Source organism: Rothia sp. HMSC067H10 (assembly GCF_001810635.1).
In the GTDB taxonomy this organism is placed as follows: domain Bacteria; phylum Actinomycetota; class Actinomycetes; order Actinomycetales; family Micrococcaceae; genus Rothia; species Rothia dentocariosa.
Genome location: NZ_KV802288.1, coordinates 76,571 through 91,968, shown reverse-complemented (window position 1 = coordinate 91,968; position 15,398 = coordinate 76,571). Strand labels below are relative to the sequence as shown.

14 protein-coding genes are annotated in these 15,398 nt (G+C 54.5%); 8 read left to right on the top strand and 6 right to left on the bottom strand.

The window, feature by feature from the left end:
• Positions 1 to 206: 206 nt before the first annotated feature.
• The 5 genes from HMPREF2756_RS02925 (at position 207) to HMPREF2756_RS02905 (ending at position 5,344) form a co-directional block, all read left to right on the top strand.
• Positions 207 to 458: a hypothetical protein gene (locus HMPREF2756_RS02925; RefSeq protein WP_070618114.1), complete on the top strand. Its 252-nt coding sequence runs from the start codon at positions 207 to 209 to the stop codon at positions 456 to 458.
• Between the two features lie 258 nt (positions 459 to 716).
• Positions 717 to 1,703, top strand: a complete 987-nt coding sequence (locus HMPREF2756_RS02920; RefSeq protein WP_070618111.1) for a glycosyltransferase family 2 protein — start codon at positions 717 to 719, stop codon at positions 1,701 to 1,703.
• A gap of 26 nt (positions 1,704 to 1,729) precedes the next feature.
• Complete coding sequence (locus tag HMPREF2756_RS02915) at positions 1,730 to 2,713, top strand: glycosyltransferase family 2 protein (protein WP_070618108.1); 984 nt, start codon at positions 1,730 to 1,732, stop codon at positions 2,711 to 2,713.
• 68 nt (positions 2,714 to 2,781) lie between these two features.
• A complete protein-coding gene (locus HMPREF2756_RS02910; protein ID WP_070534588.1) occupies positions 2,782 to 3,876 on the top strand; it encodes an acyltransferase in 1,095 nt (364 codons plus the stop codon).
• A 238-nt stretch (positions 3,877 to 4,114) separates the two neighbouring features.
• Positions 4,115 to 5,344 (top strand): acyltransferase family protein, encoded by a 1,230-nt coding sequence (locus HMPREF2756_RS02905; protein WP_246825530.1) that lies wholly within the window; start codon positions 4,115 to 4,117, stop codon positions 5,342 to 5,344.
• Between the two features lie 46 nt (positions 5,345 to 5,390).
• Here HMPREF2756_RS02905 and HMPREF2756_RS02900 read toward each other — a convergent pair whose 3' ends face one another.
• The 5 genes from HMPREF2756_RS02900 to HMPREF2756_RS02880 all read right to left on the bottom strand — a co-directional run bounded on the left by HMPREF2756_RS02900 (position 5,391) and on the right by HMPREF2756_RS02880 (position 11,027).
• A complete protein-coding gene (locus HMPREF2756_RS02900; protein ID WP_070534586.1) occupies positions 5,391 to 6,800 on the bottom strand; it encodes a hypothetical protein in 1,410 nt (469 codons plus the stop codon).
• Between the two features lie 6 nt (positions 6,801 to 6,806).
• The gene (locus tag HMPREF2756_RS02895) at positions 6,807 to 7,682 is read right to left on the bottom strand and encodes a glycosyltransferase family 2 protein (protein ID WP_048752599.1); all 876 of its coding nucleotides are present in this window, start codon (positions 7,680 to 7,682) and stop codon (positions 6,807 to 6,809) included.
• Positions 7,672 to 8,091, bottom strand: a complete 420-nt coding sequence (locus HMPREF2756_RS02890) for a DUF2304 domain-containing protein (protein WP_004005880.1) — start codon at positions 8,089 to 8,091, stop codon at positions 7,672 to 7,674. The genes HMPREF2756_RS02895 and HMPREF2756_RS02890 overlap by 11 nt, the downstream gene beginning before the upstream one ends.
• Positions 8,081 to 8,827 carry a glycosyltransferase family 2 protein gene (locus tag HMPREF2756_RS02885; RefSeq protein ID WP_070618106.1) on the bottom strand — a complete coding sequence of 249 codons (747 nt, stop codon included), beginning with the start codon at positions 8,825 to 8,827 and terminating at the stop codon, positions 8,081 to 8,083. Before HMPREF2756_RS02885 ends, HMPREF2756_RS02890 begins: the two co-directional genes overlap by 11 nt.
• 145 nt (positions 8,828 to 8,972) lie before the next feature.
• Positions 8,973 to 11,027 carry a DUF6541 family protein gene (locus tag HMPREF2756_RS02880; protein ID WP_070534582.1) on the bottom strand — a complete coding sequence of 685 codons (2,055 nt, stop codon included), beginning with the start codon at positions 11,025 to 11,027 and terminating at the stop codon, positions 8,973 to 8,975.
• 542 nt (positions 11,028 to 11,569) lie between these two features.
• On the opposite strand from HMPREF2756_RS02880, the gene HMPREF2756_RS02875 reads away from it, so the two are divergent.
• Positions 11,570 to 12,094: a flavin reductase family protein gene (locus HMPREF2756_RS02875; protein WP_004005883.1), complete on the top strand. Its 525-nt coding sequence runs from the start codon at positions 11,570 to 11,572 to the stop codon at positions 12,092 to 12,094.
• Positions 12,095 to 12,302: 208 nt separating this feature from the next.
• Complete coding sequence (gene argE / locus HMPREF2756_RS02870; protein WP_083301654.1) at positions 12,303 to 13,577, top strand: acetylornithine deacetylase; 1,275 nt, start codon at positions 12,303 to 12,305, stop codon at positions 13,575 to 13,577.
• A gap of 102 nt (positions 13,578 to 13,679) precedes the next feature.
• Here the strand turns inward: argE and HMPREF2756_RS02865 are convergent, their stop codons facing one another.
• A complete protein-coding gene (locus HMPREF2756_RS02865) occupies positions 13,680 to 13,955 on the bottom strand; it encodes a hexameric tyrosine-coordinated heme protein (RefSeq protein ID WP_202983050.1) in 276 nt (91 codons plus the stop codon).
• 329 nt (positions 13,956 to 14,284) lie between these two features.
• On the opposite strand from HMPREF2756_RS02865, the gene HMPREF2756_RS02860 reads away from it, so the two are divergent.
• A complete protein-coding gene (locus HMPREF2756_RS02860) occupies positions 14,285 to 15,253 on the top strand; it encodes an MIP/aquaporin family protein (RefSeq protein WP_070618103.1) in 969 nt (322 codons plus the stop codon).
• The last annotated feature ends 145 nt before the right edge of the window (positions 15,254 to 15,398 follow it).

Here is a 15,398-nt window from a genome sequence, read left to right as displayed (position 1 = left end):
TGATTTATTTTTCGGGTCATAAATATTACAAAGTCATGCATTCTGCCCGAAATTCCAGGGTTTTCATCGTATTTTGCATTAATAATTCAATCAAAACGCATGACTTTCTCTTTCGTTTCGGGTATGCTGTCACAAGGTCCCACAGCATACCCCTCTAGATAGAACCTGCCGCCCGCAGCCGCATCTCAACCAGCAGAAAGGACGATATGACACGCACACAAAAACCGCGCCAGCAAAAACACCGAGCAGTTCAGCGGTTCAATTGGTTTAAGCATCTCAACGCGATCATTCTTGCGGTAGCCACTCTTCTGCAGGTGTACGGCCTGCTCAGCTATGAGCAGGCGAGCGCCTGGGCTGCGCTGGCGCTAACCATCATCAGGTTGTGGTTAAACTGGCGCATAGAACGAACCTCGCACGCAGCTGAGAGCACCTCACATTCCGCGTCACAACGCAGGTAATAGGTGCTCCCTCCAAAACCGGTAAAAAAACGCCCCGGCATTCTGCCGCTGCTAGAGAAGATTGCACACCAGGAAGGCATCTAAAATCTATCCGAGATTTTAGACCATGAGCTTTCTCAAGATATAAGTTCCCGCAGATTCCCCGCGCCTAAAGGGAGCCTGCGGGAGCTTTATCCGTCTTAAACATGCTTCCGATAGGTAAACTCTTATACTCGCGGTAGCATGAGTAGCAGACTACCCTACAAAGACGGAGATCCTATGCGTACCCCTCGTACCAGCATCATCATGCCGGTCTACAACACCGCCAACACCGTCATCAACGCCATACAATCCGTCCGAAACCAAACAGACCCCAACTTTGAACTGCTCATCATGATCGACGGATCCCCCGATGACTCCGTCGACATCATCACCGACTACCACAAGAAAAACCCCGACACCCGCATCCACATCTTCAACAACCCCGAAAACAAAGGCGTCTCCGCCGTACGCAACCAAGGTCTCAACGCCGCCCGCGGCGAATGGATCACCTTCATCGACTCAGACGACGAATACCACCCCGAATTCCTCGAAAAACTTCACGAGGCGGCGCGCACTCACGATGCCGACATCGCCGTATGCGGGCATACCATCAGACACAGCGACGGTACCGAAGTGCACCGGGCAAAAGTTACCCCCGGAGTGCACGAAGGCGAAGATATTGCCATTGAGTTTTTGGAAGACCGCTACACCGGGTTCATGTGCGATAAAATCTTCCGTGCCCAGCTATTTGACGGGGTGCGGTTCGCCGAAGACATTCATCGCGCCGAAGATGCCCTCGTCGTCTTCGCCTGCTGCATGAAGGCGAAGCGCCTGGTTGGCATCACCGATCACCTCTACACCTACAGGATGGAACAGGGCGGGCTGACCTGGGGGCGCATCACACCCGTTGAAGAGAGTATTCGCCACACTGACTATATGCGCCGCGTCGCCGGAGATTTACTGAAAACCCCGCGAGGCAAAAACGCTTTTGCCGCATCTACAAGCGTCACCTTCCTCAATAATGCGCAGCAGGCACTTCTTGCCGGCGGTTCGGATGCACCCGGCGTTATCGCCGCATGCCGGAAACAGCTTTCGTGGGGTCAGGTTTTTGCGACTCTGCGTTCACGCCCGCTCATGGGTGCTGCGGGTGCTCTTTTGAAGCTCTCGCCAAAGCTATACCGCGTGCTCTACGGTGCTTATGTCAAACGTAACTACGGCCTTTAACCCTATATCGATCCAGGAAAAATTTTATGCGTACCCCTCGTACCAGCATCATCATGCCGGTCTACAACACCGCCAACACCGTCATCAACGCCATACAATCCGTCCGAAACCAAACAGACCCCAACTTTGAACTGCTCATCATGATCGACGGATCCCCCGATGACTCCGTCGACATCATCACCGACTACCACAAGAAAAACCCCGACACCCGCATCCACATCTTCAACAACCCCGAAAACAAAGGCCTCTCTGCTATGCGTAATCAGGGGCTCGAACATGCACGGGGTGAATGGGTAGTTTTCCCCGATTCTGATGATGCCCTCGAACCTACCTTTTTGGAACGGTTACATCAGCAGGCTGAGCTTACCGGGGCAGACGTGGTGAATTGTGCTCATAACATGGTAGATACGCGGGGGCACAAGACTAAACGACTCAAGGGTGCACCGGGTATACGCACCGGTGAACAAGCAGCTTACGAGCTTCTGCAAGATGAACTTTCCCCCTACGCTTGGGATAAAATCATTCGCCGTTCTCTTTTCAACGATGTTCGTTACCCCGATATTGAGCGCGCCGAAGATGAATGTGCTCTCCTCAAGTGCTACTTGGCGGCACAGAGCGTATCAGTGATAGACGATCCTCTTTACAACTACTCCGTAACTCCAGACAGTCTGACGTGGAGTCGCATCACCCCGGTAGAAGAAACACACCGCCTTATCGCATATTTTGAGGAAGCTCTCGGAGAGCGCCGCAGCGAGCCCGATGCGCAAAAAGCCCTAACCGTCGCGCGAGTTCTTGCGTTTCTTAACAACGCCCAGCAAGCATTAGTGGTCGGCGGTGACGGTGCGCGAGAGATACTACGTGAATGCCGTAAAGGTTTCACCTATGCACAAGCGCTCACAGCGCTTCGCACCAATCGAGTCTTTGGAGCAGCGGGAGTACTTCTTAAAACTTCCCCAAAACTCTACCGTGTTCTATACGGAATATATATAAAACGTACTTATAAAATGTAGAATATGAATTTTGGTACTGTCACGTATCTATAAGCATAAACAACAGTCATAGAACACAAAGGGTTGGTATGGTAGGCTCCACACGCGATAATTCCCTTCACCTTAAGGGAACAAAATCGTCAAAGCAGCGCCGTGTGTACCTTGACCTCATCAATTCGGTGGCAATCATGTGGGTGGTGCTCCTGCATGTGCGTTTTATTACCCCGGATAATCCGTCATCTTCGGCATGGTGGGTTGAAAATATCCTATCTGGCTTCGGGGTTGCGGCAGTTCCTCTATTCTTTATGGCGACCGGCATTAACCTCTTGGATTTTACTCGCCGCGAGTCTATAGGAACGTTCTATCGCAAGCGTTTTACCAAAATTCTGATTCCTATGATCTTATGGGCGCAGGTCTATCTTTTCGTGCATATGTGGACGGGTTCTACTCCGTTTCCCGGAGTTCACGAAATTCTGCGAACATTAGTCGCTCCCAGCAGCGAGGCAGCCACCTTCTGGTACCTTGAGGCCTTAGTCGGCGTCTATCTAGTGCTTCCGATTTTCTCTTACGCCATACGTGGTGTCCAGACGGAACAAACTACCACGGCACGCACCGGATTCTTCTGGCTTATGGCGGCACTCGGACTTGTCCTACCGATTATCACCCAGGCAATCCACCTGATCTACCCTCACGTCCTACCCGAGTTTGTTGCACCCATCACCGGGTATCTTGGGTTCTGTCTTCTTGGATATGCGCTTGCCAATACCGAATTTTCTCGTGCGTGGCGCATCATTATTTACCTGTTGGGCATCGTGGGATTAGGAGGATTTATCTTCGGCAGTGCTTATTTAATTGAGCATCGCCCAACATTCGTGCCTCTGGTACACGGATACCTTGCAGTTCCAGCAATTTTATGGGCAAGCGCGGTTTTGGTGTTCTGCAAGTATTCACGCATTGGTCAAGCATCGCCCACGGTGCAGAATATTCTAAAACGCCTTGCGGCCCTCACGTTCGGGGTTTATCTGGTACATCTTCTTATCATCCAAATTCTAGAGGCGGTAAACTTCTCGCTGACTAAAGTGCAGTGGGAAGTTCCCTATGCACTCTTCGTGTGGGCTTTATCCGCCGCGATTGTGTGGATGCTGCGGCTCATTCCTCCGGTACGCCGCTGGATTCTGCCCTAATAAGTTTTACTCCGAGAAATCGTCTGAGGGGTTTACCCACAGTATATTGACGCAACGCTGCGAACTTTGTGGAAGCGGAAACTCGCTCTCAATATATAAATGAGCTCACCGAGAAAGAGGGTTAAATTTCTACCGTTAAATAAGATCATGTAAAGCACACTGTTCAGGTAGAATTTAGGTAGTTTGTGTCACTCACTGATGGTCACTGTAGATCATCTAATAACTCAGGAGCAACCGCGTGCTGCATAAAAACATACAGAGATACCCTACGCTTTATGAAGGGGTATTTGAGCGTGCCAATTCACTCAATTTTTTAAGACTTATTCTCGCTTCTTGCGTGATTTTCTCCCATACACCCTACCTTGTCATGGGCGCCAAAGTAGGTGAGCATCCTCTTGTGCATAACTTTTATGTATTTGGTGACTATGCGGTTAATGCATTTTTCTGTATTTCAGGTTTTCTAATTGCGCATAGCGCCTACCGCAGCGGGGCAGGTTCTTATCTTGTTAAACGTGTGCTCCGTATTTTTCCCGGTTATTGGGTTTCTATTCTTTTTGTGGTTGCTCTTGGCGGCCCGATCTCGGTCATAACGGGGCACGCCGCAACGGGGTGGGACTGGGCAGATGCTCTTCACTACATTCGCAGCAATTACGATCTGATGGCGCTTCAGTATCCGCTCTTTGGCGGGCCCATTGACGTTCCTCTGGAATTTCCTTCATGGAATGGGTCTGTCTGGAGCCTAGAATATGAATTCTTCTGCTACCTCCTATTACTTCCGCTCTTTTACCTGCCCTTTATTCGCAAGAATCTGAAAATCTTTATTCCGCTGGCATACCTCATAAGCCTGAGCTACTACCTGTGTAACCAATATCTGGGGTACGACTTTATGAGCCAAGCCTTCGGGCTTCATCCGCGCGACCTCAACGCTTCGGCGCGTATGTACCCGCTTTTCTTTGCGGGTTCCCTACTCTACCTGCTGAGCCGCAAAATCAGGGTTTACCCGGTGCTGTCGGTTCTGTGCGTTGCAGCCGGGGTGTATTTCACCTGGTTGGCGCCGTATGCGGATGTTTTGCAGTGGACCCAGCTTATTCTCGCTTACGGAATCATTGGTTTAGGATGCTCCATCAAGGTTTCGTGGGCGCGCACCAATGACATTTCCTACGGCGTATATGTGTATGCGTGGCCAGTACAGCAAATTCTGGTGATGCTCGGGTCGGTATCCCTGGGCTTAGCGGCCAATATTTTCTTGGATCTGATACTCACCTTCGGCGTTGCCTGGCTTTCCTGGATGTTTATCGAAAAACCCGCGATGAACCTGGCACGGCATCCCATTGTGACGGGCAGCAAACGCAGGGAATCATCCCCGCCACCCACGCACAGTACATCAGATACGCCCGCATCACAGGCGGATGAGCCCGCAGCGGCTCAGATACCGCATCCTCTGGGGCATCCCATACAGTTCTCATAAAAGCGTCAAGGGGCGGTTTATCTTAGCCGCCCCTTTTCTATACGTATTAGTGGGTTTCGCCTCGTGCGGTATTCTCAACCAGCATTTCTCGTAAAGCCTCGCCCTCACTGAGCGCCTGCGCGGAACGGGCGTGAATCCTCATCGCTGCCAGATGCACCACGAACCCGCAGATAGGGCCCGCATAGAGCGCAACTAGGGCTCGCCCCACCACCGGAAGAGGAACTAAAAACGCTACCGCGATAACTACCACGGCGGCGGTTGCCCACCCCGTTACATACGCACGATGGCGCCCAATCGCCAACACCATATTCCCCGACAGGGAAATTAACGCCAGCACGGCGGAGGCAAAAACCAATACCGCCATGACTGTACCGGTGATAACTTCGGTATAGGCATCATTCTGATTAGCTTCCGGCGGGTAAATCAGCCTGAAAAGCATAGGAGCTACCAGGTATGCGGCACCGGCGCCGAACGCCCCGAGCCCCAGCACCGCCACAGCAGGCTTTAGAAAAGCTGCCAACGGGCGATGCTGCTGCTTCAAGAACGCCGAAACAGCCACCCCCTGAAACGCCTGCAGGGGAATCATAATCGGCGAGCGCGTAATAGAAATCGCCAAAAAGAGCGCACCCATAACGAGTTTGGTGTGTTCACTCTGGTTCGGCTCGCTGCCGTCCAAAATATTGGGAAAACCCATCATAATCACAGCGGCGGATGCCGAGGACAGGAACGACCAGATCAGGTTCATGCTGAGCTGTTTGACCTCAATATCGGCGCGTGCCGCCCAGGCTTTACGCCCGCCGGGAAGAAAGAGGGCAAGAAGTATCCACAACGCCATAGGGGTTACGGTGGCGACTTCCAGCCCCGTGAGCGTGGGAACCGCGAATGCTGCGGCGATCATCAGCACGAGACGACCCGCCGATTCTAGGGCACCGATCCCGGCGAAGAGATACCAGCTGTCGCGCCCAGCACTGGCACCGCTCATGGTTGCCTGCAATGCGTAAAAGGCTACACCTGCGGCAATGGATCCTACCGCCCACGGGGTATTCGTAGGAATTTGATCGTGCGCCCACAGCGGGGAGGTGAGCACCACGAGAAGCCCCGCTAACAGACCGAAAGCACCGGCAACATATACCACGCGCACCCGGTACACGCCGTCACGCCGTGCTGCGCCAACCGCGCGGGTTACCTCCGGCTGAATGCCCGTAATAATACCGGTTACCGCGAAGAGCGCACCCCAGAACAGCAGAAACTCTTTCATCTGGATACCGCCGAGCGCATGATTGGCGATAACGGTAGTGCCTAAGGTCGCCAGCGCCGTCAGCACCGAAGACGCTAAAAGCGCCATCGATTGATACCGGCTGATAGTTCCGCCGGCTGTGCCCTGCTGATCCGTATTCTCGGGGGTTATGTTCTCTGGGGCGGGGTCATCCTGGGGTGTGTTCTTCGCGCCAGCCATTGGACCTTACTTCACCACATGAACGGCAAGGTTCTTCACACCCTGCCATTTCTTCGCCATGGCCGCCTTCGGAAGCAGCGTCAGCGCGTGAGCACGGGATGAGAAGCGGATGCGCGCCACCCGCGCCGCCTTCTTCCACCCGAGCTCGTCCATCTCGGCGGCCATCGTCTTGTAGTAGCCGCGTTCCTCTTCAAAGCGGGTGCCTTCCAGGGCGCGCCATGACGAGTCGGAACCTCCGTGACGCCGGTACATGAAGGCTACCTGCGGATCGTAGTAGAGGGCGCCGCCGCGCATCGTAATGTCGAGGATAAGCGCCATGTCTTGGATAACGTTAAGGCCTTCACGGAATCCGGTATCTACGATAGCCTCAGCACGCCAACCGAGCGAGGGGAAATAGAACCAGGCGCCGCGCAGCAGAGAAACTGCGAGCTCCTCACCCTGAAGAACGGCCTCTGCCGCAGGACGGTAGTGTTCTTTCGTGCGCTCCACAAGGGTATTAGACAGCGCATTATTCTCGTCAATAACCACCACACCGGGCTGGAAAATACTGGCTTCTGGGTGGGCGGCGGCGGAGTCTACCAACCACTGCACATAGTTGGGGAGCATCACATCATCCGCGCCCATAACGGTTACGAGGTCGTTCTCTACAAAGGTCAGACACTTACGATAGTTGGCGTTTGCGCCCAGGTTCGTTTCATTGCGCATATAGGTGATACGCTCATCGTTCAGCGAGGCAAACCAGCCGGGAATAGACTCGTCCGGGTAGCCGTCATCCACTACAATCAGGCGCCAGTCGGGGTTGGTCTGCCGCACGATAGAGAGCACAGCCTGTTTCATCATTGAAACATCGCCGTAGTAGGGGAAGAGGATATCAACGGTCATCGTGTTCAGCTCCAGAGGTTGAGTCTTGGGGGTCTTGATCGGGATCTTGCGGGGTGCGATGCGCTGGCGCACCACCGGGCTGCTCGTGAAGCGCCCGCAAGATAGCCACTTCTTCGGCAAGGATGCGCGTCTTCTCCGACAGCCTGGAGACCTCCAAGGTGAGGTGCAGGCATACGGACATCAACAGCACGATAGAGAGCAGGAAGAGCAGGTTAACCGGCAGCGTTAAACCCACAAATTCGGTAATACCGTCCAGCAGTCCGGGGAATATTCCCAGCACAATAATGGCGGCACCGACGCCCAGCCACAGGGCCGCATATTTTTCTTTCATCTTCAGGTTGCGCACCTGAATAATAACAAGCGTACAAATACACAGCGCAACGATAAGGAAGAATATACTAGCGCTCATGCTGATCCTTCCTATCAGTCTTTTTACGGTTCATCGAAATCCAGTAGGCAAAAAGTGAACGAACAAGATAAACCGCCGATTTCACCGGACCTGAGGAAGGTGTTCCGCCTTGACGCTCGCGCATTCTCACGGGGGTCTGCTTCACACGCAGACCCTGTCGAATAGCCATAGCGGTAACGTCGATGGTATCGCCTAAATACTCGGCGGGCAGGAATTTACAGTAAAACCTGATACCTCTGCGGTTGGCGATTTTGAAGCCGCTCGTCACATCGGTGAAAGGGGTTTTCGCGGCGCGGGTGAAAAGGTGTGAAAGCAGGCTCATCGCCCATTTTCGAGGGCCGGATACGTTGTATTCGCCCGAGCCCGCAAATCGGGAGCCAATAACAATATCGCAATCCTGCGCGTGCGCAATCAAATCTGGAATGCACATAGGATCATGCTGACCGTCGGAATCCACCTGCATCGCATAATCGTAGTCGGCTCGGCGAGCATATTTATACCCGGTGCGCATTGCCGCCCCTACCCCCATGTTGTAGGGCAGATCGATCACAAAAGCACCGGCTCTGCGCGCAATTTCTGAGGTATGATCCGTGGAACCGTCGTTCACCACAACCAGATCTACCTCGGGAACCCTCTGTAAGAGCTCAGTGATGGTGTTACCGATAACCTCTTCCTCATTCCACGCAGGCATAATGACGAGTGTGCGCGGCATCGGCTGCGAACTCTCTGAACTCATGCGTAGGGGATTCCTCTCGGTGATACTGGAATACACGTGTTATGACTGTACTCAGTCTATCAGTCAAAGGCAGAGAGCATTGAAACACCCGTGACAGCCGCCGCTGCCACCGTGTATGTATGTTCTCAACAAGGAATACCGCTCATTACTGAGGGGTGCCACAAGCCGTAATGCGGTAAAGAGTTGCCTCGCCCTTGGAGTACACAGGCTCCGCAACGCCTTTCTGCTGCAGATTTTCCAGACCGGGGTACTGGGAATGGTGGTCTCCACGAATCTCTTCGTTAATCTCCCGTCCCTTAAAGTCCAGGTAGTAGTATGCCTTTGAATTTTGCACCGCAGAGCATACGGCGGGATTATCGGCGGCCTCGTTGAGGTGCTGATAGATCTCGCGGGCATCGGGGGTAGCTGTGTACAGAGGATGCGCAGCCGTCACCTTATATCCGGTAAGCGCATACGTCACCGCGCTGCCGGTCCAGGGCTGCACAATTACGGTTTCTCCAGTTGGCACGTAATCATGCAGATGCTCAATCACGTCACGTTCATCGGCCGAGAGGAGTAAGGCGTCTGACTTGGGAAGATACCGTTCCTGGGTGCCCTTAATGTAACCCTGGATATTAGGATCTGTCTGCAGGTTGATACCCAGCGGAATCAAGAGAATAACTGCCAGCGCCAAGGATATAATTCCGCCGTGTTCTTTAAGCGGTGCGATGCGCTCGCCCAGGACCGCAATCGCCGCCTTAAGCCACTGATACGCGGCGTGCACACCAACAACGGCCATCGGCGCTGCCAGAATTGGCACATTCGCGGCCAGGCGGAACGGATCGTGGTACCACACGCCCAAAACCCAGTCGCGCCCGTCGTCCCAGACCATCCACCGGGCGGCGACATAGAAATACATCACATACACCCAGCTGAGCAGCAGCCAAACACCGATGCTTCGGGTACGCAGCAGATAGTACGCGCCCATGAAGGCAAGCACGGAAACGGTCCAGAGCAAACCATTGCTCATTTGACCGTTCAAAAGAGCTTCACCCACGGCCGTGCTGTCCCATTGTGTGGGTTCCCAGCCGCCCGCCTCGCGAGGCGGACGAATGATACCCCACAGGATATTTAGGGTAATCGGGTAGATCGCCAAGAGAACTAACTGTATAACGCAGACAAGCGGCTTGAGTTCGCCACGCCACGCCGCACGAATCTGAAGCGCCGCACGCACCAAAATAATAGGCAGAGCGAGCGCGAGCATGGTCATCAAGACGTTAGGATGCGCCAGCGCAAGCCCTAGCGCCATGAAAAAGCCCATGTACAGCGCCGGAACTGTCTCGATGCGGCGCGCCTGTACCGTGCGCAGAAGCTGGGCGAATAGGCCCAGCACGGTGGGAAGAAGCGCAAGACCCAGGCTATTGGGGTAAAGCACACCGAAGTTGATGAGCAGCATGGGGAACGCCGTAAACGATGCCGAAACAACGCCCACGCTGAGCAGAGCCGGAATGCTTGCGCGCATCGTGGAACGCACCAAATACATGACCGACAGCGGCCAAATTACCGCCCCCACCAACACGCTCATAAGGTTTGCGGTGGCGGGTACGCTTATGCCCGTTACCTGGTAGATAACCGTGGCAATACCATGCCAAACGGCGGGATAGAAGGTCGGTGCTTCTCCGCCCGAGGTCATATTTGCGATGGTCAGCGAGGAAGCATCGCCCGTATCTGCCATATAGCGAATGGCGTTGAGGTGAAAGTTTACGTCATAGGTCTGCGAAATATACTCGGGGCGTCCGATAGCGCGGGCAATGCTGATGTACAGCAAGATAAAGCCGACGAGAACGCTAAGCCCCGCCGCAAGAGTCTGCGGGGTAAACCAGCCAGAACGCACAATTGCGGTGTTTTCCTGTTGATCGCGCCGTTCCTGCGGGGCGGGAAAATCTAGCCAGCCTCGACTGCCAAGCAGACGACAAATCAAATACCCCAGACCGGCGAGAATAACCGCGAAAGCGAGCGGAATCAGGAATGAAAAACGCACTCCCACTTTGGAGGCAAAAATCGCGCTCACCCCAAAAATACCCACGGAAATAGGGGCGGCAAGACCTAACGCCTCCACACCGCGCTGCCGCATAGCCAAAGCAACGATAAGACCCGGAATAAGGATTATCAGAGCACCCACTATCAACGGGATAGTGAGCGAAGCCCAGGTCGTTTCCATGCGGTTATCTCCTTGTGACTATGTTTTGCCGTGGCGGGCTCAAGTGTGCCGTATGCTGATTGTGCTTGTATACGTTTTATATGTGTTGCGATGTAAACCTTTAGTTTCCATAGTAGTGGCAATACGTCTGAGTACAATTTTTCACGCCTTTTTATGCATGTCTGTGTGGCGATTCATAGGTTTCCGCGAGGTATCAGCGGTATACGATTCGCTGAGAGAGCCTTTCCGAATGTTTTGCGCGGGTTATCCCCGGAAATCGATAGTCTTTGTGCGTGTCAAATACCGGAACCTGGTGCATCACAAATTCCGGGGCAGGTTTGCTTTCGGTCATGGAGCCTTCCACCTGTTGTACTGTGGACGCATTCGACACAGGAACCTGCCAAAATCCCAGGTTTTATTACGTAATGTTGCTTGGTGCCCGTCATAAAAGCCCTGTCAGAGAAATATTGAGCAATAAACGTGTGCTGGGGGCGGCGGCGTTTTACTCTAAAGATAGTTTGCCCCACGTTCACTGGCGATGCAGTATGAGAAAGGTCTTAACTATGGCTGAGCCTCTAGAATCAGAAACATCAGAGCTTTTCAAGCAAGCATTCGGGCATCATCCTGCCGGAGTTGCCGTTATTACCGCCACCGATGATGCTGGCGAGCCCGCGGGTTTTACCGCATCCTCACTCACCTCGGTCGCCGCCGAGCCCGCGATTGTAGCGTTCTCCCTCAAGGCAGACAGTGGATCTGCCGGTAAGATCGCGGCCGCTCCCTCATTCCTCATCCACATGCTTGATGCCGAGAATGTGCAGCTCGCCAAGAATTTTGCCACCCACGGCTACCCCCGTTTTGCGGATAAGTCTTCATGGGAGTTCCTCTCCAGCGGCGAGCCTCTCGTGCATGGGGTGCGGCGCGTGCTGCGTGCCACCCCGCTCAGCCGTGTGGAGGCTGGCCCTGCTCTCGTGTTCACGGCTAGAGTTGAGGAATTTATTCGTCACGATTTGGGCGGCACTCCCCTGGTTTATCATTCGCGTTCTTTCCATGCGCTCGGCAAGCATTCCAACGTAGACTACGCTATCTAGACCGCTGCCGACCGCATCATATGACTGCATCAAGGCTTTTGGGAGTGAATTAAAGCGGGTTTTCTAGCGCTTTAATTCACTCCCAAGAGCCTTTTTACTATGCATGAAAGCCAATTCACAGGTCCATAGAGGCGGCAGACGCGCTAAGGTATTAAAAGAACGTAAGCCACATAACCCCACACAGAGCCACAGCATCGAAGGAGAATCCGTGAGCACCGAGGACCCCGCCCAGAGCGCAGCGCACGCCGGCGGTACAACATCCGACATCCCCGTAGAGCCTCAGTCCTTGGAGTGGATGCGCCGCCTAGTTGCCATTCCCAGCATCTCGGGCACCTCAAATCTGGGCGTTATCGAGCTTATCGAGGCGGAATTCGCGCGCTACGGGTACGCCGGGCAGCGCACCTATAACGCAGATCAGACCCGCGCGAACCTGTGGGTTACCGTGCCCGCCGCCGATGGTTCAACTGAGGGCGGCATCGTGATTTCCGGTCACACCGATGTGGTCCCGGTCGAAGGGCAAACCTGGGATTCCGATCCGTTCACGCTGCGGGTTGAAGGTTCGCGCGCCTACGGGCGTGGCGTATGCGATATGAAAGGCTTCCTGGGCGTGGCACTGTGGCTTTTGCCGCAGGTCGCACGGGCGCAGCTGAGGGTTCCGCTGCATTTCGCGTTCTCCTACGACGAGGAAATCGGGTGCGTAGGCGCCCCCACCATGCTTGAAGATGTTGTGAACCGCAATATCAGACCTCAGTTCGCGATCGTGGGTGAGCCGTCGAGTATGCGCGTAATTTCTGCGCACAAGGGGGCACATCGTGGGCGCGTGGAGATCACCGGCACGGCGAAGCATGCATCGTTGGCGCCGCACGGCGTGAGTGCGGTCAATGCCGCTGGCGAGTTCATTACTTTCTTCTCTCGCCTTGCCGACACGTGGCAGTCTGAGGGACCTTTTGACGATGCATTCATGGTTCCCTATGCGACCGGCGGCGTGAATTTTGTGCGCGGCGGGCTGCAATACAATATTGTGGCCGAATACGCCGAGCTTGAATACGATCTGCGTACGCTCCCCTCAATGACCACCGAGTCTGTGGTGGAGTTGATTGAGGACGAGCTTTTCGACAAGATCCTGCCGAATCTGAAGGCGCGCGCCCGGAAGGCAGAAGAGCTTTCCGGCGCGCATTCGGGGGTTTTGCAGGAGCGTGTTCAGATCAAACATGAGCTTCTTGCCGCCGTGCCCGGCCTGGGAACGGCAGACGACGCCCCCATCATAACCCTCATGAACGAGCTTTTGGGCACGAGCGAGGCCCCCGAAAAGGTCACCTACGGTACGGAGGCGGGGCAATTCCAGCGCGCGGGTATTGAGAGCGTGGTATGCGGTCCCGGCGATATCGCCCAAGCGCACTCCGCCAATGAATGGATTGAGCTGGAACAGCTTCGCGAATGCGAGCGCTTCTTTGAGGCAATCCTGAGGTGGGCCTCGCAGTAGACTTTGCCCTTGCTTTTCTATCCCGCGATTTATTATGCATGCGGCGACTTCATAACCTGCGAAATGCACAATAACTCGCCGAATAGTTTTAAAGCCTCAGGGTTACCGCCAGTAGTTGTTGGCTGCCGCGATGGTCTGGAACTCGATGGCTACCACCTGCGCCGCAGCTGTCAGCGAGTCCGGGTCTACCGCGTATTCCGGGCGCCCCGCTTTGAGAGCATCCGGGTTAGGTTGAATCTGGTGGATGGTGTGCCGCGCGATGAGCATCGCCAACTGCCGCCCTTCTTCGGGGGTTTCGGTGATGAGAGTACCGCCGGGAATACCCTGTAGTTCTTCTGCCGGAAGTCGCTGACTCATGGTAAATACTCCAATCTGCATATACTCCTTCAACGCCACCATAATGAACTGCCCCGGGCACCCTCAAGCAAGTTTCCCCTGATGCTCGGGTTAAGCCACCCCTTATAGCCAGCACCGCATCGGCAAGCATATCCGCATCAACATCCGTGCCGCTTAAACACGCGCAATGAGCCTCCAAACCCTGAACTGTCACACGTGATGTACGCCCCACTTTTCCACACAAACCCACGAATACCGCTTATGTCTTTGGGTTACTTTATCCCAAAGTATTGCTATTTCAAGCTTCATCACGTCTTATAGAAACACATATAAAACCAAATATTCCAACATAAACACAAGCGGAGGGTTCCGTGCACACCATCAGCCCCTACCTCGCCGAATTCTTAGGTACACTCATCATGTGCGCTATCGGATGCGGCGCCATCGCCACCGTCGAGCTGCGACGCTCCAAAGGGCACGGCGATAACTTCTTCACTATCGCCTTCGGCTGGGGTTTTGCCGTAGCCTTCGGTGTCTACGCCTCACACCCGTATTCCGGCGGGCATCTGAACCCCGCGGTCTCGGTAGGGTTGGCGGCTTTTGGCGAATTTGATTGGGCTAAGGTTCCCGGGTATGTGATCGCCCAGCTTCTTGGAGCCATGGCAGGCGCGGGGCTGGTGTACCTGAACTACCTGCCGCATTGGAAGGCCACCGCCGATCAGAAAATTAAGCTCGGCGTGTTCTCCACAGTTCCCGCCATTCACAACTATTTCACGAACGCGCTCTCTGAAATTATTGGCACGTTCATGCTCGTCTTCTCGGCGCTGTACACCGGCGTGAACTTCAAGCCCACGATTACCACCGGCGGCGTGGAACTCTCCCTGAACCTCAACGATGTGCTCAAGCCCCTCGCCTTCGGCTTCATGGTGGCTGTGCTCGTGGTCGGGCTAGGCGGGCAGACCGGGTACGCCCTGAACCCGGCGCGCGATCTGGGGCCGCGCATTATGCACGCTCTGCTGCCCATTCACAATAAAGGAACCTCACGCTGGTTCTATTCGTGGGTTCCCGTCTTTGCCCCGCTTGTGGGCGGATTTATGGGAGGAGCGTTCTTCAAACTCTATTACGAGAGTGAGTTCACTCTCTGGGTTGTCATCTCGTCGGCATGCGCCATCGCGCTTTTAGGGTTCGCGTATTGGGCAAATAGCCACCTGTACCGCGCACCCAGCGCCGAGGTTATTCCGCAGGGCGAAGACACCCAGGCAACGGCGGCGAGGGCTGCGGCGACCTACACCGCTACCGGATCCATCCCGATTATCGAGAAGCGAACCTATCAGCAGTAGGCTCAGGTTAAGTTCGGGAGCGAAAAGTTGCAGCGGGAACGTGTCCTTCTGACTCGTTACCTCGTCAGCTTCGGAACGTTATTAGGTGCCTCGCACGCTCGGAATAACGTCCCTCAGCGACTGCAACTTTTCGCTCCCAGATTCT

Excerpts from the sequence above, each read along its gene's own strand:
- HMPREF2756_RS02915 (WP_070618108.1), top strand. The coding sequence starts at position 1,730 with ATGCGTACCCCTCGTACCAGCATCATCATGCCGGTCTACAACACCGCC.
- HMPREF2756_RS02885 (WP_070618106.1), bottom strand. The coding sequence starts at position 8,827 with ATGAGTTCAGAGAGTTCGCAGCCGATGCCGCGCACACTCGTCATTATG.
- HMPREF2756_RS02900 (WP_070534586.1), bottom strand. The coding sequence starts at position 6,800 with ATGGCTGGCGCGAAGAACACACCCCAGGATGACCCCGCCCCAGAGAAC.
- HMPREF2756_RS02890 (WP_004005880.1), bottom strand. The coding sequence starts at position 8,091 with ATGAGCGCTAGTATATTCTTCCTTATCGTTGCGCTGTGTATTTGTACG.
- HMPREF2756_RS02925 (WP_070618114.1), top strand. The coding sequence starts at position 207 with ATGACACGCACACAAAAACCGCGCCAGCAAAAACACCGAGCAGTTCAG.
- HMPREF2756_RS02910 (WP_070534588.1), top strand. The coding sequence starts at position 2,782 with ATGGTAGGCTCCACACGCGATAATTCCCTTCACCTTAAGGGAACAAAA.
- HMPREF2756_RS02920 (WP_070618111.1), top strand. The coding sequence starts at position 717 with ATGCGTACCCCTCGTACCAGCATCATCATGCCGGTCTACAACACCGCC.
- HMPREF2756_RS02880 (WP_070534582.1), bottom strand. The coding sequence starts at position 11,027 with ATGGAAACGACCTGGGCTTCGCTCACTATCCCGTTGATAGTGGGTGCT.
- HMPREF2756_RS02875 (WP_004005883.1), top strand. The coding sequence starts at position 11,570 with ATGGCTGAGCCTCTAGAATCAGAAACATCAGAGCTTTTCAAGCAAGCA.
- HMPREF2756_RS02865 (WP_202983050.1), bottom strand. The coding sequence starts at position 13,955 with ATGCAGATTGGAGTATTTACCATGAGTCAGCGACTTCCGGCAGAAGAA.
- HMPREF2756_RS02895 (WP_048752599.1), bottom strand. The coding sequence starts at position 7,682 with ATGACCGTTGATATCCTCTTCCCCTACTACGGCGATGTTTCAATGATG.